The sequence below is a fragment of the Tenacibaculum sp. 190130A14a genome, from assembly GCF_964048965.1.
Lineage (GTDB): Bacteria > Bacteroidota > Bacteroidia > Flavobacteriales > Flavobacteriaceae > Polaribacter > Polaribacter polynesiense.
Map to the genome: position 1 here is coordinate 2,325,686 of NZ_OZ040189.1, position 24,261 is coordinate 2,349,946.

The window sequence follows — 24,261 nt, forward strand, 5'->3', positions numbered from 1 at the left end:
AAAGAATTGTACGCAATTTTAGATATTGAAACGACAGGTGGAAAATTTAATGAAGAGGGAATTACAGAAATAGCCATATATAAATTTGATGGTCATCAAGTAGTTGACCAGTTCATAGGACTTATTAATCCCGAGAAAGAAATTCAAGAATTTGTTGTAAAACTTACCGGAATAAATAATAAAATGCTTCGTAATGCTCCTAAGTTTTATGAAGTAGCTAAACGTATTGTTGAAATTACTACAGATTGTATTATTGTAGCTCATAATGCTAGTTTTGATTATAGAGTTTTAAAGAATGAATTTAGCAAGCTCGGTTATGAATTCAAACGAAATACATTATGCACCGTTACCCTGAGTAAAAAATTAATTCCGGATGCTCCTTCTCATAGTTTAGGGAAATTATGCAGACATCTTGGAATTCCTGTAGCAGATCGCCATAGAGCTAATGGTGATGCCATGGCTACTGTAAAACTTTTTAAATTACTCTTAGAAAAAGACGTTGAAAAAGAAATTCTTCAAGAATCTATCAAGTATTTTGACAAACGAGAAGTTAAACAAAAGATCGATAAGATATTAGATAAACTACCAGAAAGACAAGGACTTTTTTATGTTCATAATGAAGAAGGGAATATTATTTTTATAGGAAGAGGAACCAATTTAAAATATGAAGCCAATAAACTTTTTTTGAAAACCACTCGTAAGGCAGAAAAGATTTTAAAAAGGCTACACGATATTACTTTTGAAGAAACCGGAAATCTATTATTTACGCGTTTAAAATATTATTTAGAGTTAGAAAGACTTAAGCCTAAATATAATATCATTAGAAAGCGTAAACACAATCTTAATGGTTTTAATCATAGTGATATGATTATAATGGATAAAGGAAGAATTCCGGAAGAAAATGCAGTCATTTTAATTGAAAACAATGAAGTTATTGGGTATGCTTTTACCAATTTAGCTTATCAAGAAAATAAGTTAGATGTATTAAGATCTATGCTAACTCCCATTGAACACAAACAACTTTCTAAAACTATCATTAAAAATTACTTACTTAAAAATAAGGTGTCTAAAATCATTAGATTAGAAGTTGAAAATAATTTGTAATATTGTTTAAATTCCAAAATTTCTCTTGTTGAAACAACAAAAAAACAGCAACTGGAAAGATAAACTTCATGAAATCATTTATGAGGCAGATACACCCGCTGGCAAATTATTTGACATAGTTCTGTTAATTGCAATTGTGGCTAGTATTATATTAGTAATGTTAGAAAGTGTAGATTCTATTCATACAAAATATGATTCTTTTTTAGATATCTCTGAATGGGTTATTACTATCTTATTTACAATTGAATATTTTGCTCGTATTATCTCTATTAAAAAACCTTCTAAGTATATTTTTAGTTTTTACGGAATCATAGATTTATTATCTACATTACCTAAATATTTAGCCATCATTTTTACTGGAACACACAGCTTGGTTGCTTTAAGAGCGTTACGATTACTAAGAGTTTTTAGAATCTTAAAACTAGCTCGTTTTATTGGAGAATCTAACAACTTCATTAGGGCTTTAAAAGCTAGTAGAGCTAAGATAGGTGTTTTCTTGTTTTTTGTTTTAATCCTGTGTGTTATTTTAGGTACTGTAATGTACTTAATTGAAGGAGGAGACAATGGTTTTACAAGTATTCCCAGAAGTGTGTATTGGGCTATTGTTACTTTAACTACGGTAGGATATGGTGATATAGCTCCTCATACTCCTTTTGGACAATTTGTTGCCAGCATTATAATGATATTAGGTTATGGAATTATAGCTGTACCTACAGGAATTGTAACTTCTGAAATGACTAAAGCTACGATTGACACAAATACCCAATCTTGTCCTAATTGTTTGCATGATGGTCATAAAGATGATGCAGAATTTTGTTATCATTGCGGAACAAAACTGAATTAAATGTCGCAAGAAAATACTCTCATTACTATTGTAGGTGCAACAGCTATCGGTAAAACTGCACTTAGTATCAAATTAGCACAGCATTTTGGCTGTGATATCATTTCTTGTGATTCACGTCAGTTTTATAAAGAAACGGCTATCGGAACTGCTGTTCCTGATGTCGAAGAGTTAGCCGCAGCACCTCATCATTTTATTCAGAATCGAAGTATTTTTGAAGATTACTCTGTAGGTCAATTTGAAAAAGATGTATTGACAAAACTAGATGAGTTGTTTCAAAAGAATTCAGTTCAAATTATGGTTGGAGGTAGTGGATTATACGTTGATGCTGTTTTAAAAGGATTGGATTATTTTCCTGATGTTGCCCCAGAAATTAGAGTACAACTTACTTCTGAACTTGAAGAAAAAGGTATTGAATACCTTCAAAATAAATTAAAAGAATTAGATTTCGAAAGTTATGAAACTATTGCTCTAGATAATCCTCATCGTTTAATTAGAGCTTTAGAAATTTGTATTGGTACTGGGAATACTTATTCTTCTTACAAAAATAAACCAAAAGCTCCTCGTAAGTTTAACTCTATTAAAATTGGATTAACCGCTGATAGAGAAATAATGTACGATCGTATTAATCGTCGTGTAGATATTATGATTGCTAATGGTTTGTTAGAGGAAGCCAAATCGGTTTATCCACATAAAAGTTTAAATGCGTTACAAACTGTTGGCTATAGAGAGTTATTTGAATATTTTGATGGAAATTTCACTAAAGAGTTTGCTATTTCTGAAATAAAAAAGAATACCCGAAGGTTTGCCAAAAGACAAGGTACATGGTTTAGAAAAGACAAAGACATTTTATGGTTTGATTTTCAAGAGAACATAGAAACTATCATTGAAAAAGTGAAAAGCAGGCTATACTAAGATAGCCCACTTTTCTAAGGACAACCATTATACATCCCTATTTCCTTTTATACCTCAACTTACCTGTTTCTATTCCAATTGCGGTTTTTGCCAGTATGGTAAATATTAAGGCCCCTAACGCCCAAATACCAAGTGTTACACCAATCTCAATCCCTGTAGGTGTATATTCAGCTATTTTTCCATATGGTCCCGGAATAAAGCCTGGAACAATTAGTCCGAAACCTTTTTCAATCCATATTGCAATAAATAGAATGAAACAGGCAAAGTATAAGATTTTTAAATTGTTTCGAAGCTTATGAAAAGTTAATATGATTGTAGCTAAAAGGTTTAAGGAAATAGCTGTCCAAATCCAAGGTAATAAAGCCGTTTTTCCTTCTAAACCAAAAAACAAGTAATAAGCGCTTTCACTATGATGTGTAGGAGCGTAAAACTCCTTGAACAATTCAGATACCAACATAATTATATTAATCTGAGCTGCTACTGTAACAACCATAGCTATTTTCTTTATAGTTTTATCTTCTATCTTAAATGCCGTAAAGGTTCTAATAATTGCTAATACTAAAATGATCAAAGCTGGTCCAGCTGCAAACGCAGAAGCCAAAAACCGAGGTCCTAACAAAGCATTGTTCCAAAATGGACGTGCTTGTAATCCTTGATATAAAAATGCTGTTACTAAGTGAATTCCAACTGCCCAAAAAACTGATAAGATTGCACCAGGTACATACACACTTTTCTTAGATTCTTTCCCTTGATAATGTCTGAATAGAATATAAAATGGTATGGTAATATTTAAAAACAAGTACCCATTTAGCACAATAACATCCCAAGTAAGCATAGAATTAGGAAAGTTAAATACTCCTATTCCTGGTAACATATGCCATAATACAGAAGGGCCTCCCATATCAGCTATCACAAAAGCCAAACACATTATTAATGCGGCTACTGCTAGCCCCTCTCCTATTAATACGGCTTGTTTAAAATCAATATCTTTCAGTACATAAGTAGGCATTACTAACATAACTGCAGCAGCGGCAACTCCGACTAAAAAAGTAAAATTTGAAATATATAATCCCCAACTAACTCGATCTGTCATTCCTGTAACACTTAGTCCATGCTCTAATTGAATTGAGTAACAATACATTCCTACCAACATTACGAAAGTTAAAAATGCCATCCATAAATGATAGGTTTTTGAACCTTTGGTTATGGTATCAAAACTATCTATAATTAAACTTTTAAAAACTTTAAATTGTTTCATCTATTTATATTTTAATCCATGAAATACCAAAACTTTGGTTCTGTTCCCAAGTCTTCTTTTAATCGGAATACTTTTTTGTTTTCTAAAACCCATCTAATCGTACTATTAGGGTCTAATAGATTGCCAAAAATTCTAGCTCCAGTTGGGCAAGCTTCTACACATGCTGGATTTTTACCAGCTCTTGAACGTTGTACACAAAAAGTACACTTCTCCATCACACCTTTTTTACGTAAACGGTTTCCTAAATAATGTTGATTTTTATTGATTTCTTCTTCAGGAACTTCAGGTTTACTCCAGTTAAATCTTCGTCCATCATATGGACATGCAGCCATACAATACCTACATCCAACACACCAATCATAATCTACTACTACTAACCCATCCTTTTCTCTCCATGTAGCTTGTACAGGACATACCTCAACACATGGAGGGTTATCACAGTGAAAACATTGAGTTCCCATATAAAAATGACCTTCTGCAGGTACTTCATGGTAGTAATTATCATCCGCTTCATTAAAATTGAAACCTTTACCGTCTTTCATTTCATGAATACGGATATATTGCATTTGCGAATTTCTATCTTGATTATTTTCTTCTACACAAGCACTCACACAATCCATATATCCCTGACATTTAGAAATGTTAAAAGCATACCCAAACAATACATCGTCTTCAGCATTTTTAGAAGACATATTGATGGTTTTACCCGTTCTTAGTTGGTATGAACGTACCAACCTATCTACCGTTGCCTGTTTCTCTTCATTGGTCATGAGTTTATAGTTTCCTTTAAACTGTTCCTCCCAATCTATTTGGGCTTTTTCTTTTGATGTTTCGCTCGAAACTACACTTGTACAAGATGATACTGCTCCTGCTCCTATTAATAAACTTGCCGTTAACTTTTTAAAAGCTGAACGTCTGTCCATTTGTACATCAAACACTTGATCAAATCCATCTTTATGTCGTTCTTCTCCAATAGATGCCTTTACGGCAGCATCGTAAAACTCTTTCTCTGTTAACGCTTCATTTTTCTTATCTGAATTGCAGCTTCCATTTTTTCCGCATTCACAAGAATTACATGAACCGCTTGTTTGTTTATGCTTACTATTTAGGTTTAGAGTAAACCATTTTTTATTGTTATTGCTCATGCCTAAATTATTTACGTTCCTTAATTTTTTGTGTATTGAATCTTGCTGGCCATTTCGTTTCAAAACTTGGTGAATGTGGATTATGACAATTCACACAGGTTAAAGAAGCTCGCGGTGGTGCCCAACTTTTAATACGCTTTCCATGTGCTCCTCCTGTCCAGTCTTTATATTGTTGTTGATGACATTGACTACATAATTTATAACTCTTATTAAAATCTACTCCATGCCCTGTAATACTTCGCAACTCATCCATATTAGCACTATTATGACAAGTGATACAATTCATTGTTGTAGATTCAGCATGATTTAGTTTAATATTCCAATGTGCCTTCTTTATATCTTTTGTTTGCATTTTAGCCAAAGGCTGTGTATGACATTCCGTACACTTATAAGATTTTATTTTATCTTTTCTTGTTGGAATTAAAAAAGTGATCTCATTTTCGCTTACTTCAATCATATTCATGCCATCAATGTATTTATCTGATGAAATAGAGGTTCCTTTATAATGTTTACTTTCTGCTTCTATTTTATCTGTTATACTATGATATTCATGTTCCTTATGCTTACAAGAAATACTAAGTAGTAATAATAGAATAAGGTAGCCTGTTTGTTTAATAGTTGTAGTATTCTTCATTAGTTCCCAATTTTTCTCATGAAGTCTCCAACATCTACAGTAACCTTGTTATTAGGTACGTGACATTGACGACAATTAACTCGTTCTGGATGTGAAACTCTAATTTCTTTAGGGGCGCTCGGTCCTGCATGACAAGCCAAACAGTTTTCTCTCAATTGTAATTGATGCGGAATTACAGGTGGACTCCCTGCCAATGCATTGTTTATTCCTGCAACTGGAGTTGTACCTCTCTTGAAATTTGTTTCCTTAAATAAAGAATTTGTTTTCTTAGGAACATGACACTGACGACAGTTAATCTTTTCTGGATGTGGCGTAACAGGAGTATATGCTTTGTATTTTTCCACATATCCACCATTTTCATGACACTTTAAACAACTATTGTCTCCCATATCGCGTTCACTATTTACTTCATGTGGAATACTAGGTGGTGCTCCATGAAAAGCTCTATTATCATAATAGTTTTTCATGCTACGTTGATGTTTTTCATCAATAGGCATCTTTGTATAATCTAAGGCATGCTTTGAGCGCTCAAAAACCCCAGACTCAGAAGGAATAATTGGGATGGGTCTATTATTTTCTATTGGAACATATGCTTCCTCTTGTCCTGTATAGTAACTATAATTCCATATGGTAATAAATGCTACAAACAAGACAATAAACAGTGATATTATACCTAATCGTTTTCTCATAACTTAGGCTTTTTCAACTTTAACCGCACACTTCTTATAATCTGGCTCTTTTGATATAGGACAAAAAGAATCTAGCGTGATATCATTAATCAACATGTTTTCATCAAAGAAAGGAACAAATACTTGCATCGGTTCTGGTACCCCTCTTTCATTTACCGATGCTGGTAAAATAATCTCTCCCCTACGTGTAGTTAATTTCACTTTGTCTCCGTTTCTAATTTGCATACGTTTTGCATCTTCCGGATTTAACTCAACATAGGCATGTGGCATGGCTCTGTGTAACACAGGAATTCTTCTAGTCATAGACCCTGTATGCCAGTGCTCAACTACACGCCCAGTATTTAACCAGTATGGATATTCATTATCTGGTTCTTCAGCTGCAGGTTCATAAGGACGTTGCCAAATAATAGCCTTTCCATCTGGTTTCCCATAAAAATGAAATTCTTCTCCATTACTACAAGCTGGATCATATTTAGCATTAAATCGCCATTGAGTAGATTTTCCTTCTACATAAGGCCAAATAGCTCCAGACTGCTCTTTTAATACTTCTAATGGAGCCATATTATGTTTTTTTCCTTTATGGAACTTGCGGTACTCTGTATAGATCTCTTCAATATGGGTCTCTGGCTTGTAGTAAAACTGCTTTTCATACCCCATACGTTTTGCTACCTCAATCAATTGCCAAGTATCACTCATGGCTTCCCCTGGAGGTTGTACCATTTGTTCAAAGTATTGTGTTCTTCTTTCAGAATTCCCATACATTCCCTCACGTTCTACCCACATTGCTGATGGTAAAATTACATCAGCTATATCTGTAGTTGGTGTTGGATAAATATCTGAAACCACGATAAAACGTCCTTTTTTCTTTGCTCCATCTCGGTAACGTTTCAACTTAGGCATTGTTACCATTGGATTGGTTACTTGAATCCACATAAATTTGATATCTCCACGATCTAATGCCCTAAACATTTCTACCGTATGATACGTTGGTTTTGGTGCAATATTCTCTACAGGAACATCCCAAATTTTTGCTGCAAACTCACGATGCTTCGGATTCATTACCACTCCTTTTGGTAATTTATGTGTTAATGTTCCTACTTCTCTTACAGTACCACAAGCTGATGGTTGTCCAGTTAAAGAGAATGGACTATTTCCAGGTGTTGAAATTTTTCCAGTTAATAAATGGATATTATAGATTAAGTTGTTCATCCAAGTTCCTCTTGAATGCTGATTTACTCCCATACACCACAAAGACATTACTTTCTTATTTGGATCCCCATAATAGGCCGCCATATATTTAATATCCTTAGCAGAAACTCCCGATATCTGTTCTACTTTCTCTGGTGTATAATCTTCTAGGAAGTTTTTAAACTCGTCAAAACTTATGCCTGATGGTTTGTCTTTGAATTTATAGTTATCCTCTAATCCATAGCCCATGTTGGTTAATCCTTTCTTGAAGTTACAATGTTTCTCTACAAAGGATTGATTTACCCAACCATTTTTTATAATCTCATAACATATAGCATTTGCAACGGCTAAATCTGTTTGAGGTTTAAATATGATAGATTTATCTGCCGCCATACTAGTACGTGTTGTACGTGTAGCAAAATCGATAATTTTTACACCTCTCTTTAATCGTTGATCTAACAAACGAGAGAATAATACTGGGTGCATTTCTGCCATATTATTTCCCCATAAAAAGAATACATCTGCATGATCTATATCTTCATAACACCCCATAGGCTCATCCATTCCAAAAGATGTTAAGAATCCTGTAACAGCACTTGCCATACATAAACGAGCATTTGCCTCTACATTGTTAGTTCCAATACATCCTTTAAAAAATTTAGAAGCCACATAACCGTCTGGAATTGTCCATTGACCAGAACCATAAATGGATACAGCATCTTTACCATGGTCTTTGATCGTTTCCTTCATTTTTGAAGCTATTAAATCTAAAGCTTCTTCCATAGAAGTTTCAACATACCTTCCATTCTTCTTTACCCAAGGTTTTGTTAAACGATCTTTACCATACATAGACATTACTGAGTGGTACCCTTTAACACAGCATAAACCTTTATTTACACTAGATTTTGGATCTCCCTTAACAGCTACTGCTTTGCCATCTTCTACACCTACCAATACACCGCACCCAACTCCACAAAATCTACAAGGTGCTTTTTTCCAATCCAAATTTCCTCCTTTTGGTAAGTTTCTTTCTTGCTCTCCAGCAAACATAATTCCTGGAAACATCGTAGCTGCTGCTGTCATCGCTGAAAGCATAGCCATTTTCTTTATAAAACTTCTTCTGTTTGTTGTTGAAGTATACATGGGCTAGTGTTTTTTAGGTGTATTAAATCCAGAAACCATCGCTAATAATTTTAAGCTTTTTATAGTTTCCAATCTTTGTTTCAAAATGTCTTCGTCCGCCTTAGTATCGGTCTCTGTAACAACCACAAGAATATCTTTATTTTCTGCAGGTATTACTTCACATTCTTTAATTGAAGACAACTCATTAATGAGCTCATTCTTTTTTCCTTTATATGGATGTGCTAAGTAACTTTTAATAGGCATATAAATACATGTAATAATTTGTATCAAATTAAGAAAAAGACAAACACAAACAACATGATATTTATCATAAACAACCTAAAAATCAATGCGTTATATTTTTAAAGAAATAGCGTTTTCATACTTTCCCCATTAGTATCAAGGTTTTGCAGTCTTTTAAAGCACTTCATGTAAAAACTAATTTATTATGATTATAAATAACCCTCAACTGATAAATATCATGATTAATCAGACCATACAACCCTAATTTCATTTCAATCATTAACACGGATATTATGTATAAAATTAAAAGTAGAATTTGGGTAGAAATTGATGGACAAATGTTTTTAGGAGAAGGAAGAATACAACTTTTAAAATCTATAGAAAGAACCAAGTCTTTATCTAGATCGGCTAAAGAGTTAAATATGTCATATAAAAAAGCTTGGAATCTGATTGATTCGGTTAATAAAAAAGCCAAAGAGCCTGTAGTTATTAAAAGTACCGGTGGATCTGGTGGAGGTGGTACCACAATTACCTCCTATGGAAAACAACTCATTCATCTCTTTGAAACAATTACTGATAAGTCTTGGAAGTTTTTCGATAAACAAACAGAGAAAATATTCTTAGAAATTTAGTTTCATGACTTATATCATGTAATAATATTGCATAAGGCTAGACCTTTGTATAAAATTATAAACAAGAAGTAATGGCAAATGATTTAAAGATTGTTTCGGCTAAAGAAGCAGTATCAATTGTAAAATCTAATGATAAAATTTTCTTTCAAGGAGCTGCAATGACTCCTAATGTATTAATTGATAATTTATGTGAACGATACGAAGATCTTACCAATGTTGAAATCATTCAAATTCATACACACGGGCAAGCAAAATACTTAGAAGCTCCTTATTCTAATTCCTTTAAACTGATTAGCTGTTTTGTAGGAAACAACGTTAGAAAAGGAGTAAATACGAATAATGGGGATTATGTTCCTATCTTTTTAAGTGAAATACATTGGCTTTTTAGAAGAGGAATATATCCTTTAGATGTTGCTTTCATTCAAGTTTCTCCACCCGATAAGCATGGATATTGTTCTTTAGGAGTTTCTGTTGATATTACCCTCCCAGCTATACAAACAGCAAAAGTAGTAGTTGCTCAAATAAATCCAAATGTTCCAAGAACACATGGTGATGGTATTATTCATATAAAAAATATTGATTATGCTGTTGAAGTAAATTCACCTATTCATGAATCTATTACAGGAACCCCTTCTGAAATAGAATCACAAATAGGAAAGCACGTAGCTGAGTTAATTGATGATGGAGCTACTTTACAAATGGGTATTGGTAATATTCCAAATGCAGTATTACATAATTTAACCAATCATAAACGATTGGGAATTCATACAGAAATGTTTTCTGATGGTATACTTCCTTTAGTAGAAAAAGGAATCATTACTGGTGAAGAAAAAGAAATCAAAACAGGTAAAATTGTAACCTGTTTTGCTGTAGGTTCTCAAAAACTATATGATTTTATCGATGACAATCCACTTGTACATTTTAAAGAAGCCGGATATACTAATGATACTTCTATTATAAAGTTAAATCCAAAAGTAACCGCTATTAATAGTGCTATTGAAATTGATTTAACAGGACAAGTTTGTGCAGATACTATTGGTAAATATCAATATTCCGGTGTAGGTGGTCAAATGGATTTTATTCGTGGAGCCTCTTTATCCAAAGAAGGGAAGGCTATTATTGCCATGCCATCTATGACTCCGAAGGGTATTTCTAAGATTACTCCTTTCCTAAAAGAAGGTGCTGGCGTTACTACAACAAGAGCACATGTACATTATGTTGCAACAGAATACGGTGTAGTAAATCTATTTGGTAAAAGTTTAAAACAACGTGCAAAAGCCTTAATATCTATTGCACATCCAAATTTCAGAGAAGAATTAGAACGAGAAGCTGCTAAAAGATTCTCTTTATAATTTCCTTTGTTTCCATTTTATTATAAAGCTCCATACATCATTTTTGATTATGGAGCTTTTACTTTTAAAGTTTTAAAAAAAACAATGCCAATAGGTATTAAAAACAAAATACTTCCAACAAATAAGTAATGATTAAGATAATACCCAACATCAATATTCCTCCAACTAGAAAATCCCTTATAAAAGATTAGAACTTCTATAATAATAAAAGCTATAACATAAATAAATACTTCCCTTTTTGATAAACAAATTAGATTAAACTCATGTAAAATTCCTAAAAGCCCTAAACTTACAATTCCCAAAAACATCCAGTGTATATAACCTATAACAAAATCTATATAAGAAGAAACACCCCGAGCTACATAGGGTACCACACCAATTATTTGCATTGTTAATTTTATAAAGAATAGTATTACAACCGTTTTAAATACAAGTACTAAAACATTCGAAACGGTATTAAATAGCTGTTCTTTCTCTCTATGTATCTCTTTTAGTAGAATTGTAAAAGCTATTATTTGAAATAGTCCTCCTATACCTGCAATTACATTAATTACATAACTTAATTTCATCCATAAAATGGATATTAAAAAAGTAACTATAATTCCAATATTAAAAAGTAAAAAGAAAGGTTTAAACACTTTTTGTGGAATATTAAGACCTTTTAATTCAAAAACTCTTAGCAACAAACCTACTAAGCCAAGTATAAACCATCCGTTGTATTGAAAGTGCAAATAAAAATAGATTGCATTTCTATACCAACTAGAGTTTTCTCCGAGGGTATTCATTATTATTCCTAAAGCCCATGGTCCAACACTTGAAATAATCATATACCACAATGCCAATTGAACGCATTTATAAGAGTTTGTCTTTTTTAATTCTTTTGGAGTAAACTTAAAAACTAAATAACCAAAAAAATAAGAAGCTATGATAAACAAACTTGAAAAAACTATAGAGAACAATGCATAACCAGTAAATGGAAAAGTAAAAAGCATTCCTACAATTGTTATTTGCGTACACCAAAAAACTCTAAGGTACTTTCTCTCTATATTCGCCTTTTTAAAATACAGCTCGTATATTAAAATCATGAATGCCGTATATACCCAACCTAAAAGTGCTACATGCGAGTGTGCATGTACAATATGACGATAATTAAAGTCAATTTCTACTATTGAAAAACAGCGTAATAACACTCCTAATAATGTTATTATCAAAAAATAACTCAATGCTATTGCACTATGTTTCTTAAGAATACTCATTATAATTTTTTACGCACAACTTTTCGTTTATACATCACTACAATAGTAAGTAAAATCATACTACAAAAAACAATATATACAAAACTAGGGATTGGAATAGGATCACCTGAAGCATAACTATGCAACCCTGATAAATAATAATTTACCCCAAAAGAAGTCATTATTATAGACCAAAACGCAAACATACTTGCGGTATTTAACACAAGAAAGTTATTGAGTTTTGGTACAAATCGTAAGTGCAATACAATAGCATATACGATTATACTAATTAAGGCCCAAGTTTCCTTTGGATCCCATGCCCAATAACGTCCCCAACTTTCATTTGCCCATATACCACCTAAAAAAGTTCCTATTGATAATGTAAACAAGCCAATGGTCATTGATAATTCATTAATATAACTAAGCTCCTTAACCTTTAATTCTATAATAGATTTGTTATTTGTTGTTTTGAATAGCATGAGTAACAATGCCATAATTCCTAAAACTGCTGATAGTGCTAATGGGGCATAACTACTAACAATAGTGGCTACATGAATTTTTAACCAATACGATTTTAGTACGGGCATTAAGTTTGTAATCTCTGGATTTAACCAATCTAAATAACTTACAAATAGTAAAGCTCCTGTAAACAACGTAGCTAGAGGTAATGCAAAGTCTGATTTTCTAAAAGTTATCAATCCACTTAACAACAAACACCATGCTACAAAAATCAACATTTCATACCCATTACTCCATGGGGCATGTTGTGCTATATACCATCTTAAAATGATATTAAATGTAAATAGTAAGAATGCTATTAAAGTGATTAGAATTAAGGTATTCCAAAAAAAGTTTATTAACTTTTTTTGTATAAACATCTTTATAATTGCCAAAACTAAAAGTAACAGTCCTACCACAAAAAACACCTGAAACAACCAAAAGTTAATGTTCGCCCTATTATACCATAGTTCAGCTTCTACTCTACCAGCTGTGGGAATAATATCAGCTGATAAAACTTCTTGATACTTTTTGATATACGCTATTTTTTGAAGCGCTTCTTTGAAATCATTTTGACCTAAACTCTTAAAATAGCTTGGTAAAATTGTTTGTGCAAAACGTCCATCTTCCTCGGTAAAGTCTTTAAAATGATAATTGTAACTATACCAAGTATTATTCTCATCTCCTTTCTTCGGAAAAATCTTCAAATAGTTTCCTGTAAATAGATTGTATAAAATATTAAAACGCTCATCAATCTTTAAAACTTCTTTATCAAACTCATTACGTTCAGCTGGTTTCTTCTTATTTGCATTTTCAACTTCGTTTGACAACAAATAGTTTCCTTCTTTATCTAAAAAACTAATAAAAGCATACAACCCGTTTTTACCTTCAGGTATATTCTTTAATATACTACCAATTTTATCTGTGTCGACTTTTATTATAGGAATTCGCTGCCATATTTGAGGCACCATATGCATCCCTAAGAATACTTGATTTACATCAAGCTGTACTATCTTATTATTAATTGGATACTTGAAGTTTGATTTACGAGATATTTTTCGAATACATTCTGAAGCTAACGTATTGATAGGTTTGATTCGTCCATCTAAATCTTGTACTAATAAGCGTCCAAATATTTCTGATTGTTGTTCATCTATTTCTAAAGAAGAAACTAATTTTTCTATCGTAATTTTCTCTGGAATCGAGTCTTGCTTAACATTAGCAAATGTTGAAGCGCCAATCGTAAAAAAGAGTATTGTTATTGCGGTTTTCGTTTTTAATTTCTTTAACTTTTTATTAATCTGTTGGAAACGTGAAGCTTTTCCAAAAAAAGTAAAAAGCATTCCAATTCCCATTAAAAAATAACCGAGATAAGTAACCCAAGTTCCTATAAAATCATGATTTACAGACAATACTGTTCCTAGCTCATCAGTATCGTAACTTGCTTGAAAAAAACGAAATCCTTTATAATCTAATACATTATTCATAAAAATCCTATAATCAAAAGTTTCTTTAGAATCAATAACAGTAACTTCACTTGCATATGCTGATGGACTTGAAGAACCAGGATACCTTTCTAATTGAAAATCGTTTAACTTTATTGAAAATGGAGTTTGTATGGCTCCTGCTCCATAAGACAATATTACCTCTGTTCCATCCTTAAAATCGACCTGATGTTTAATGGGGAGAAAACCTTCTCTGTATAATAAATTTACCTCTTGTATTTCTTTACCAACACGAACGTTAACTATTAAAGCATCATCTAAAGCTGATTCGTTATCAGTTTTATCTTTTATTGTGCTTATTAACTTAAATTTTCCTTTGGGATGATAAGATGTAGGAACAAAAGAAAAATCTCCCGATCTAAATAAGGTTTTTAGAGCTATTTCTTGTACCGTATCCTTTTTTATTCTACCGGCCTGCTGACTGGACATGATAAAAAAATCTATGGGATGAGGTGCTTTTATTTTAAACGTTCCATTTTCCTCTATGATTTTAATAATTCCTTCTCTTTCTGCTTCAAAACCAACTTCATGCTGATGTTCTCCTACCCTTTCAATCTCACCTTTCTTTAAATATACTGTATTCCTTCCATTCCCAGTAGTTGTAACCATTTTAAGCAATGGTTCTCCATTAACATTATCTGTAATTACTTCTGGGGAAGCATCAGCGACATATTGCTTAAACGAAATTGATACAGGAAGATTTTCTAAATTTTCGCTAAACTCGAATTGATTGTCCTCTAAAGGAGAAAAACTAAGTTTCTTTTGAATCTTTTTACTTAATTTTCCTTTTGTAAAAGTAGCCGTTAACAACTTAGTATCAGATATAATGACATTCGAAGAAGCTCCTTCTCTGATTCGCATAATCCCACTAAAAGAAGTATATCGAGTTATACCAGCCCCCAATAAAACAATGACGAATGCGATATGAAAAAGAAAAATTGCCCATTTACGCTTGGCTAGTAAGTTATATTTGAAAATATGCAAAAAGAAACTTATTGCCAAACCCAACATTACTACTTCAAACCACCAAGCATCATAAACACTAGCCCAAGCAACAGCCGTACCATAATCATTTTCTACAAAGGTTGCTATAGCCATAGCAAATCCAAATATGAGTAACAAAATTAGGGCAAGCGAAGATGATGATAAAAATTTATATAGTTTTTGCATACGTTTACTATTTAAAAAAGATAATTTTTAAAGTTTATTCTCTAAAAATTATCTTTTCAAGTGTTCATACTTAAGGGGTAATTAATTCAAAGAAGCTTTTTTACTCCCATAATTGGCTTCTCTTTGTTTTGCTTCTTCTAACCATTTCGGAAGTAAATTATTCTTAAACTCTTCCTTTTCTTTATGTAGTTCTTCTATATCTAACCCTATATACTTTTGTGCCTTCTCTTTGGTAGAAATGTCTGGCATTTCAACGGGTTTATTATATCCTAAATCAGCTAATAAACGAGCTAATTTTACACGTCCTTCAGAAGCCTTATCTAGACCGCTAGCAATAACTCTTCCTGTTTCAACAGGTGAATGAAAAGAGGCTCCATGCGCCGCTGCCGCATAGTCCCAACGCCATTGTGCATGACGAATATCCATTAATATATCTTTCATCTGCTCTTCGGTTGCTCCTAAATCCCAACACTTCTTTGCCTCTACATGCATTCTAACCAACGCATCCTCTAATTTTAATCTTGCCTCCGTAGATTTTTGTTGACGTTCATAAACGTTTGCTTTTAACTTATCTGCATCTTCTCTATGACAAACCTGACAAGAATTAGCAACATTATTCATAGGAGACTGTATATGGTGATCTGTAAATTTCTGACCTCCTTCACTTTTATATGGCATATGACAATCAGCGCATGACACTCCTCTATCTGCATGTACTCCAGTTAAATAAGTCTCATATCCAGGATGTTGCGCTTTTAACATTGGTGCTTTACTTAACTTATGAGTCCAATCTTTAAAGTTTATGTCATCGTAATATTTTTCCATTGCCTCTACCGACATTCCATTTTTCCAAGGAAATGTTAAATAAGGAACACCTTCTTTTCCTTGCTTTGTTTTATCAAAATAATATTCGACATGACATTGAGCACAAACCAAAGAGCGCATTTCTTGATGAGTAGCTTTGTTGATATCTTTACCCATAGCTTCAAAAGCTTCAACCAATGCTGGTCTTGTTATTGTCAGCTTCATTGTTTTAGCATCGTGACAATCGGCACATCCAATTGGGTTTACTACTTCATGTCCCTTATCAGCCCATTTTCCTTTGTAGAATTCAGTAATACCAATTTCATTCATCATCCTTGGAACATCAGGGCTTTTACAAGTCCAACAAGTAGCTGGCATTGGCCCATCTCCTTTACCTTTAGGACCTCCAGTTCTCAATGTATTTTGTAAATCAGTAACTGCATGTTGATGTCCGCGCCCTTGATTATAATCTTTAGCAAATCCATAACCTGCCCAAAGCACCACCAAACGAGTATCTTCTTCTAACATATCTCTCATTTTTGATCCTCCTTGAAAAGATTCAAAATCACTTTTCTCGGTTTGTAAAAACGATTGATACTCCGCTGGAAAATTTTTCCCCCATTCTTCATTTCTAGGCTCATTTTCACTAATTTCTACCTGAGGTACGTACATATACTTTGCCTCATTTTTTCTATTTACTATACTAGACGCTAATAATCCGAGGAGAAAAACGACTACCACTGTTACTATAAATAATACTTTGTTTTTCATTTGTTTTGTTACTTTTTTATTTGTTCATTAAGCCATTCAGGTATTACTGTTTCTACATTATCTGTAGGTATTGGAGCAATGTTGTTTCTTATTGTTGAAATTCCATGCACCGTACCATGTGGAAGTTCTTGATGACAAGACCAACATTTTCGTTCTGTTCTATTTTCTTTGTGCTCTTCAAGCCACCCGTCATATTTTGTTTGAGTTACTTGCTGTACATGACATCTGATACAATTATTCTGTACCACCTCTTGAGATGCTTCTCTCATAAACATTACTTCTGGTTCTGCACGCGCGGTAAAAACAGATGCATGAAACAATCCATCTTTAGCTTTGAAATAATATTTGTTAAACACATTATCATGAGGTACATGACAATCGTTACAAGAAGCTTGTTCTCTATGCGAACTATGCATCCAACTATTATACATAGGTGTCATTACATGACAGTTTACACAAGCCAAGGGATCATCTGACATATAAGAAACCAAAGAAGCTTCTTTTGCCATGAAAAAACCTAGACCAGTCAATATTCCAATTAGAATAATAGCGACCCTTCTCCATCTAGATTTTTTGTTTGGTAATATTTCGCGATTAAAATTCAAATTATGTTTGGTTTTGAGAAGCTCGTAGCTCTTTTTCTAAGCTAATTGCTTTACGATGTAAAATGTTATTTTCTAAATGAATATGTTTATGTAAATCTTGCTCAAACTCTTCTAGTTTAGCATATAATGCTTTATGCGTATTACAAGCTCCTGTAGGAGGTGTATAATTATTTGTTAGACTCGCTATTTGTTTCAAAATATCTCCAGCATTTTCGTGTTCATATTCCATCATACGAATTGGGTTATTTACAGTATTAAAAGGAGGTATCTTAACTAATGTTCCTTGTTTTTTTGCTTCGAATAATTGCCTTATAAATGGAAACAATACTTGTTCCTCTTTTTCTAAATGAATTATTAATTCATTGGCTATTTCATGAAAAAGGTTATTGATTTCTACAACTTCAGGATGTCTAGTTTCATGCACTTTTGCTACTTTATTTGCGTATTGAGAAATTAGTGGTAAATTTTCTCGTACATACGTATGATGTACATTCTCTATATAGATTATTAAAAAGTCTAGCTCCCACTTATCATAATCTTCGATCAAATCTTTCACAACCCCTATTTCAGAGAGCTCTTTTTCAATATCGTTGATATCAACATTCTTCTGAGCACAAGCCTTAGTCAATGAAACATTTCCTCCACAACAAAAATCTATTCCATACTTTTTAAAAATATGGGCGGTTTTAATGTTTTCTGTAACATATTCAGCTACTGTTTTATCACTTGAGGTTACCATAGTTCTATTGTTTAGTTGAAAATAAAGTTGGCTTCACTGTAATCATTATCCACCCCCAATTATTAGTATTATTATCTGAATTTGCTTTTAAAACTTCCATTCCTTCTGATGGAAAAAGATGAGAATATCCTGCCTTGATTCCTATTTCCTTACTAAACTTGTATCCATATACAAGATCTAACTCCATTCCTAATTGTTTTGAAACTGAACTATTGAGTTCTGCTGCTGCTGAAAAGTTATGCAGGCTTGCTGTTATACCCGATTTAGAGTTTAATTTAAAATTGGCCATTGCATATATATCAAGTAATCCCACATTATTAGCGTGATTACCTACATAGAAATAGTCCATTAAACCGTTGAATTTATGATTAGTACCATAAAATGGAGTAAAAGCTTTGTTTTCATTGTTTATTGGAGAACCATTCTCATTTCCACTAATCAATTCTGTACCAATTCCTATTTTAGTTTTGTTTGATACTTTATAATAAGCCTCTAAACTTAATAAGTATGCACTTAGTTCTCTGTTTCCTGCATCTCTACCAAACTGATAATATAAATTCGAAACAAGTTTGAACTTATCTATATTAGCCTTTAAATGTGTACCTACTGTTTGACTATATTTTAGTCCAATGGGAGTTTGCATTCCGTTATTTAAGAATAAAAAGCTTCCTGAAAAATTTTCCCAGTCTTTATGCAACCAAGCATACTGTAAAGATTTATAAGTATTCGGTGTCTCTAACAAAGTTCCTGTTACTTTCTCTCTTGATTGATTAAAAGCAACCCCAACATCTATTCTTAAATCTTTCTCTTTGTATTTTAACAAAGCCATATCATGGCTTCTTGCTTGTTGTGCCCAGCCTACATTTCCAAAAATTCGACTATCATCATAAATTACTTCTTGACGCCCAAACTTAAGAGAGAAATTAGCATCTAATAAAATTTCTGCCCAAGCCTCATGTAACCCTAATCCATTGGCATCTGCTATATTCAACTGAGGAACATCTCCCCAAACTCTCACATCTTGAATACTTAAATAAAAATTTAAGTTCTCCATAGCATATGTTGTATTCAATCTTGTTCTTTGAGATATAAATAACGCTGCATCTTCGTTATTTGCTATTAATGTTTTAAACCCATGCCTATACTCTGCTCTTGGTCTTAATTCTGCCTGAACTGTTAATTGAGCATATGAAGCTGTTGCTACTAAAGCTAATAGGATACTAAGAAACTTGTTTGTTTTCATGATGATCTATTTTTTTAGATTTCCTAACAAATTTCTTTAGAAAGTATTCCTTAAACTATGATAAAGGTCATGCTTTGAAAAAACTTTAACTAATTTTAAAGGTCATAGCTAACTCACTTTTATATATTTGCGAAAAACAATAAAAAACATGAGATCAAAAATTATACTATTAGTAGCTCTTCTTATTTCAACTTTATCATTTTCTCAAACAAAAGTAGGTACAGTAAATAGTGATTTAATTATTGGTAAAATGCCTCAAACGAAAAACGTTTTAAAAAGAATTGAGAGCGCTGGTAAAAAGTTAGATTCATCATACAATATAAAGGCTAAGGAGTATCAAACAAAAATTGATGCTTTCAAAGCTGATGAAAAGACCATGAGTGATGCTGACAAAAAGAATAGAATCCAAGAATTACAAGTATTGGATCAGGAGATGCAGAAATTTAGAGTAAATGGTACTAAAATGATGCAACTACAACGTGATGAATACATGCGCCCATTGTATAAAAAACTTAGTGAAACGATTGCTGAAGTAGCCAAAGCAAACGGATATACTCAGATTTTAACTACCAATGGAAACCAATTTGGTTATATAGACGAGCGTTTTGATATTACACAATTGGTATTAGATAAATTAGGTATTAAAGAGTAAACTCTAATGTATCAAAAACAAAAAGACTTACAACTTCAATATGAAGGATTTTTAAAAACACCTTTTCTTTGGCATGGAAAAGGTGTTTTTGATTTAGTACAGTTTGAAACAACTGCAATTAACACCACTTCATTTACTACTAACATTAAGAAAAAACTGAGGCTTGGAAAACTGGTAGAACGTTTTGTTTCCTTTCAACTTCAGCAAGACAGTTCTATTAAAATTTTAACTGAAAATCTTCAAATTCAAAACAACAAAATTACCTTAGGTGAATTAGATTGTTTATTACTACAGAATAGCACATCTATTCATGTGGAAATTGTTTACAAGTTTTATTTATACGATTCTTCATTTGGAAGTTCAGAAATAGATCATTGGATTGGTCCAAATAGACGAGATTCACTTGTTCAAAAACTTACAAAACTAAAAAGGAAACAGCTGCCTTTACTTTACTCTAAACATTGTAAAAAGTATTTAGATAATCTTAATCTTTCTAATCAAGATCTACTACAACAAGTATACTTTAAGGCTCAATTATTTGTACACTTATCAAATTATGGTCAACATTTCTTAGAAGTTAATAATGATTGTATTTATGGATTTTACATTTATGCAAATGAGTTGAATCAATTTTCTCAATGTAAATTTTACATTCCAAACAAACATAATTGGTTATTAGAGCCTCATACTAATGTAAATTGGCATAATTTCGAAGATTTTAATTCAAAACTACAACCTTTTCTTGACGAACAAAACGCACCATTATGCTGGTTAAAAAGGCAGAATGGTGAGCTTGTTAAATTTTTTGTTGTTTGGTGGTAAATCTATTATAAATAGCTTTTAGTTACTTGACCAGTCTATTTTTCTAGAAACGTACATTACTATAGCTAGTATTATAAATAAACCTACACTTCCCACCAATAATGCATAGTTTTCTAGTTGAATTATTGTAAAGATAAAAGCATACAAAGCGGACAAAGAAATTGCTACAAATACCGTAAACTTGTTACTTTTTAAGATATTCTTTGCATATAAGGTTATTAATGTAATTACCGATATACTTGCTATTCCATATGCCTTTAAAAAATCACTATGCTCAGAAATAGACACCAACAATGTATAAAACATAACTAGGGCTAATCCAATCATTAGATATTGAAAAGGGTGCATATTAATTTTACTAATTGTTTGAATCAAAAAGAATACTAAAAAAGTTAAGGTTATTACCAAAAATCCATATTTGGTAGAACGTTCACTCTTTTGATATTCGTCTACCGGAATTTTAAAGTTTACTCCAAAATCGAATTCATTGAAATTTGGTAATTCAGAAAAATGTTGTTGAGAAAAAGGTCTATTTATATCTAAAACTTTCCATTTGGCATCAAATCCATCGTTCTGAATTTTGTCTGGGTTATAAGGTAAAAACTCGCCCATAAAATTTGCAGTTTTCCAATTGGAAGTAATTCTTGCGGTTGTTTCCTTCCCTATCGGAATGAACCGTACTTCTTCACTCCCTCTTACATTAAAGTTAATTGAAAAATTGACTAATTTCTCACGAGTTTCTATTTCTTTGAATGGTACATAATCACTTTCTAAATTATAGTAGTTAAAGCCATCTTTTTCATTTGACGACAAATCATATGTTTTATCGTTGAGCTTTACTTTTACAGCACTACTAACTCCTTTGACATTGGTTGTTTTTAGTACTATTTTACTTTTGCTCCATAGTATATTCTTTTCTTCAATTTCTTTTTTACTAAAATCTATTGTTTTAAAAACTCCGTTGATTAAAATAGAGCTATTAAATACTGCAGTGGTATAAATTCCTCTCTTTTTTTGTTCAGGATCAATATTTGAATTTATATCTAACTTATCGGGAAAAAAGTAAGCATATTCAATATGTTCGATTTTTTCTGTAGTTACTTGCTTCGTTTTTTCATTTGTTATGAGTTTTTCAGTAAAAACTTTATATGGAACTTTTAAAATAGGTCCATACACCACCACTTCATTCCCCCATTGTTTACCTATTTCATTGACAACGGTTTTTTGTCTATAAGAGCGTTCTCTAATTAAATCTTCAATAAAAATCAGTGGGATAATAAGTATAAAACTTAAAAAACCAATCATTATCATTCTCGCTGTGGAAGATGTTTTAACCCATGTTATAAATCTGTTTGGTGGTTGCTCCATTTTTCTAATATTTAAAGTTTATTTACTTCAAAATTAGTAGAGCCATAGCAATCTAAAGAGGTACAATTAGAATTCGTAGGAGTTTATTTAGAATTTGATTTTATTCTAATAAACAACACCATTAAACCTTTTGTGGTTTGGTCGTTTTTAATTTTGATATTCTTTTTCTTGAAGTAATAAAATATACTCCTGATAATAAAACAACAGAGGCTACTATTGATTGTACTGTTAATTTCTCATCTAAGAAATACCATCCTAAAACCAGCGCTACCACAGGATTAACATAAGCAGATGTTGAAACTTTTTCTGGAGACACTACTTTCAATAAATAATTAAAAGCTGTAAATGCCACAATACTTCCAAAAATGATTAATAATATCATAGATGTTTGTGCTTCAAAAGACCAACTTAATGGAGAAGTCCATTTTTCATGAAACAATAATGAACTGATAAACAACAACACTCCTGCTATTAACATTTGATATCCAGTACTCACAAAAAAGTTCTTAGGTAAGTTTGCTTTGGCCACAAATACACTTCCATAGCTCCAACTTAATAGACAAGTAAAAATCATAAAAATTCCTAAGACCGTTCCTTCTGATGTTGTTATTTCATTTTGACTGACTAATAAATACATTCCGACAAAACCGAGTAATACTCCTATGATAGATTGCTTTTGCATTTTTTCTCCATCTAACAACCTCATTAATAACAATACAAATAACGGCTGCGTAGAAGCTAATAATGCAGCGAAACCACTATCTAAGTATTTTAAAGCCCATACAAAGACTCCATTACCATACACCAAAAACAGAAATCCGGCAATGGCTGAATTCATAAATTCACTTTTATTTATTCGAATAGAAACCCCCAATAATTTTGCTATAACCATGATTAAAACTCCTGATGCAGTAAATCTTGTTGCAGCCAACAATAGTGGAGATACTTCAGAAACAACAATTTTGTTAAGTAAGTAGGTTGATCCCCAAATAACATAAATAGCAAAAAAGGCTGTGATTACTAAGGCTTTCGATTCTTTCATAAAATAAACTTATCTCTTGTAAATGTATTGATAAAGTTTCATTTTTAACCTCCTGATCCTTTTAAAATTTCTTTTCTAATTCTACTTAAGCTTTGTGTAGTAATTCCTAAATAAGAAGCAATGTGATAATTTTTCACATGCTTTTCAATACTGGCATAAGATTTTGCAAAATTTAAATAGCGTTGTTTTGCAGATTGCGAAAGTGCAGCTAATGTTCTTTTTTGATTTTTAGCCATAAAACGCTCTACTTTCTTTCTAATATGATGTTCTATTGAGGGAATTTTGTGCAGTGCTTTTTCAAAGTCTTCTTTTTCGACTCTTAATAAAGTAGATTCTTTAATACTTTCTATAGTTAATACGGATTTTTCATCAAGAAAATAACTTATATAATCACTAATCCACCAATCATTTACGGCAAACTGTATAGTATGTTCTTTTCCTTTTAAATCAATAAAAAAAGTGCGCAGGCAACCGTCTAGGACATAATACTGATGTTTTACCTCCTCTTCTGTGGTTAATATCAATTCTCCTTTTTTAAACGTTTCTTTTTTAAAAATACTAGAAAGATACCCCAATTCTTGACTAGTTAACGACAGCCCCTTAAATATGATCGCTAATTCTCTTTCCATTTTCCTAAATTTAGGATAAAAATTCGAATTTTCATATCATTTTAAGCAATATTTT

General features: G+C 32.1%; 22 protein-coding genes. 7 read left to right on the forward strand and 15 right to left on the reverse strand.

Annotation, left to right across the window (positions count from 1 at the left end; all coding sequences use genetic code 11):
- Positions 1-6 precede the first annotated feature (6 nt).
- From ABNT22_RS11070 to miaA, 3 genes are read left to right on the forward strand one after another with little or no spacing between them, the layout of a single operon-like run.
- On the forward strand, positions 7-1,104 hold the full coding sequence (locus ABNT22_RS11070; protein WP_348718975.1) for an exonuclease domain-containing protein: 1,098 nt from the start codon (positions 7-9) through the stop codon (positions 1,102-1,104).
- Between the two features lie 28 nt (positions 1,105-1,132).
- Positions 1,133-1,948, forward strand: a complete 816-nt coding sequence (locus ABNT22_RS11075) for an ion transporter (protein ID WP_348718976.1) — start codon at positions 1,133-1,135, stop codon at positions 1,946-1,948.
- On the forward strand, positions 1,949-2,860 hold the full coding sequence (gene miaA / locus ABNT22_RS11080; protein WP_348718977.1) for a tRNA (adenosine(37)-N6)-dimethylallyltransferase MiaA: 912 nt from the start codon (positions 1,949-1,951) through the stop codon (positions 2,858-2,860).
- Between the two features lie 37 nt (positions 2,861-2,897).
- Here the strand turns inward: miaA and dsrP are convergent, their stop codons facing one another.
- The 6 genes from dsrP to ABNT22_RS11110 are packed head-to-tail and all read right to left on the reverse strand — an operon-like array spanning position 2,898 to position 9,160.
- Positions 2,898-4,118, reverse strand: a complete 1,221-nt coding sequence (dsrP, locus tag ABNT22_RS11085) for a sulfate reduction electron transfer complex DsrMKJOP subunit DsrP (protein WP_348718978.1) — start codon at positions 4,116-4,118, stop codon at positions 2,898-2,900.
- 11 nt (positions 4,119-4,129) lie between these two features.
- Positions 4,130-5,263 carry a 4Fe-4S dicluster domain-containing protein gene (locus ABNT22_RS11090; protein WP_348718979.1) on the reverse strand — a complete coding sequence of 378 codons (1,134 nt, stop codon included), beginning with the start codon at positions 5,261-5,263 and terminating at the stop codon, positions 4,130-4,132.
- Between the two features lie 7 nt (positions 5,264-5,270).
- Entirely contained in the window at positions 5,271-5,897 is a 627-nt protein-coding gene (locus ABNT22_RS11095; protein ID WP_348718981.1) for a cytochrome c3 family protein, read from the reverse strand.
- Positions 5,897-6,586, reverse strand: coding sequence for a nitrate reductase cytochrome c-type subunit (locus ABNT22_RS11100; protein ID WP_348718983.1), 690 nt, complete (start codon positions 6,584-6,586; stop codon positions 5,897-5,899). The genes ABNT22_RS11095 and ABNT22_RS11100 overlap by 1 nt, the downstream gene beginning before the upstream one ends.
- Positions 6,587-6,589: 3 nt before the next feature.
- Positions 6,590-8,917 carry a molybdopterin-dependent oxidoreductase gene (locus tag ABNT22_RS11105; RefSeq protein WP_348721642.1) on the reverse strand — a complete coding sequence of 776 codons (2,328 nt, stop codon included), beginning with the start codon at positions 8,915-8,917 and terminating at the stop codon, positions 6,590-6,592.
- 3 nt (positions 8,918-8,920) lie between these two features.
- Complete coding sequence (locus ABNT22_RS11110) at positions 8,921-9,160, reverse strand: hypothetical protein (protein WP_348718985.1); 240 nt, start codon at positions 9,158-9,160, stop codon at positions 8,921-8,923.
- Positions 9,161-9,432: 272 nt separating this feature from the next.
- Here ABNT22_RS11110 and ABNT22_RS11115 point away from each other — a divergent pair, with 272 nt between their 5' ends.
- Positions 9,433-9,771 (forward strand): molybdenum transporter, encoded by a 339-nt coding sequence (locus ABNT22_RS11115; RefSeq protein WP_348718987.1) that lies wholly within the window; start codon positions 9,433-9,435, stop codon positions 9,769-9,771.
- Positions 9,772-9,842: 71 nt separating this feature from the next.
- Complete coding sequence (locus ABNT22_RS11120; protein ID WP_348718989.1) at positions 9,843-11,123, forward strand: acetyl-CoA hydrolase/transferase family protein; 1,281 nt, start codon at positions 9,843-9,845, stop codon at positions 11,121-11,123.
- A 47-nt stretch (positions 11,124-11,170) separates the two neighbouring features.
- On the opposite strand, the gene ABNT22_RS11125 is transcribed toward ABNT22_RS11120, so the two are convergent.
- The 6 genes from ABNT22_RS11125 to ABNT22_RS11150 form a co-directional block, all read right to left on the reverse strand.
- A complete protein-coding gene (locus tag ABNT22_RS11125; protein ID WP_348718990.1) occupies positions 11,171-12,379 on the reverse strand; it encodes a hypothetical protein in 1,209 nt (402 codons plus the stop codon).
- Positions 12,379-15,531 carry a cytochrome c biogenesis protein gene (gene ccsA, locus ABNT22_RS11130; protein ID WP_348718992.1) on the reverse strand — a complete coding sequence of 1,051 codons (3,153 nt, stop codon included), beginning with the start codon at positions 15,529-15,531 and terminating at the stop codon, positions 12,379-12,381. The genes ABNT22_RS11125 and ccsA overlap by 1 nt, the downstream gene beginning before the upstream one ends.
- Positions 15,532-15,612: 81 nt before the next feature.
- Positions 15,613-17,106: an ammonia-forming cytochrome c nitrite reductase gene (nrfA, locus tag ABNT22_RS11135; RefSeq protein WP_348718993.1), complete on the reverse strand. Its 1,494-nt coding sequence runs from the start codon at positions 17,104-17,106 to the stop codon at positions 15,613-15,615.
- An 8-nt stretch (positions 17,107-17,114) separates the two neighbouring features.
- On the reverse strand, positions 17,115-17,711 hold the full coding sequence (nrfH, locus tag ABNT22_RS11140) for a cytochrome c nitrite reductase small subunit (protein ID WP_348718994.1): 597 nt from the start codon (positions 17,709-17,711) through the stop codon (positions 17,115-17,117).
- Position 17,712: 1 nt separating this feature from the next.
- A complete protein-coding gene (ric, locus tag ABNT22_RS11145; protein WP_348718996.1) occupies positions 17,713-18,450 on the reverse strand; it encodes an iron-sulfur cluster repair di-iron protein in 738 nt (245 codons plus the stop codon).
- Between the two features lie 4 nt (positions 18,451-18,454).
- The gene (locus ABNT22_RS11150; RefSeq protein WP_348718997.1) at positions 18,455-19,693 is read right to left on the reverse strand and encodes an alginate export family protein; all 1,239 of its coding nucleotides are present in this window, start codon (positions 19,691-19,693) and stop codon (positions 18,455-18,457) included.
- Between the two features lie 148 nt (positions 19,694-19,841).
- Between ABNT22_RS11150 and ABNT22_RS11155 the strand changes: the two genes are divergently transcribed.
- Together ABNT22_RS11155 and ABNT22_RS11160 are read left to right on the forward strand one after the other, a co-directional pair.
- The gene (locus ABNT22_RS11155; RefSeq protein ID WP_348718999.1) at positions 19,842-20,345 is read left to right on the forward strand and encodes an OmpH family outer membrane protein; all 504 of its coding nucleotides are present in this window, start codon (positions 19,842-19,844) and stop codon (positions 20,343-20,345) included.
- A gap of 6 nt (positions 20,346-20,351) precedes the next feature.
- Positions 20,352-21,167 (forward strand): DUF1853 family protein, encoded by an 816-nt coding sequence (locus ABNT22_RS11160; RefSeq protein ID WP_348719000.1) that lies wholly within the window; start codon positions 20,352-20,354, stop codon positions 21,165-21,167.
- A gap of 18 nt (positions 21,168-21,185) precedes the next feature.
- Here the strand turns inward: ABNT22_RS11160 and creD are convergent, their stop codons facing one another.
- The 3 genes from creD to ABNT22_RS11175 form a co-directional block, all read right to left on the reverse strand.
- Positions 21,186-22,535 carry a cell envelope integrity protein CreD gene (gene creD, locus ABNT22_RS11165; RefSeq protein WP_348719002.1) on the reverse strand — a complete coding sequence of 450 codons (1,350 nt, stop codon included), beginning with the start codon at positions 22,533-22,535 and terminating at the stop codon, positions 21,186-21,188.
- Positions 22,536-22,656: 121 nt separating this feature from the next.
- Entirely contained in the window at positions 22,657-23,577 is a 921-nt protein-coding gene (locus tag ABNT22_RS11170; protein WP_348719004.1) for an EamA family transporter, read from the reverse strand.
- 44 nt (positions 23,578-23,621) lie between these two features.
- Complete coding sequence (locus ABNT22_RS11175; protein ID WP_348719005.1) at positions 23,622-24,206, reverse strand: Crp/Fnr family transcriptional regulator; 585 nt, start codon at positions 24,204-24,206, stop codon at positions 23,622-23,624.
- Positions 24,207-24,261: the final 55 nt, after the last annotated feature.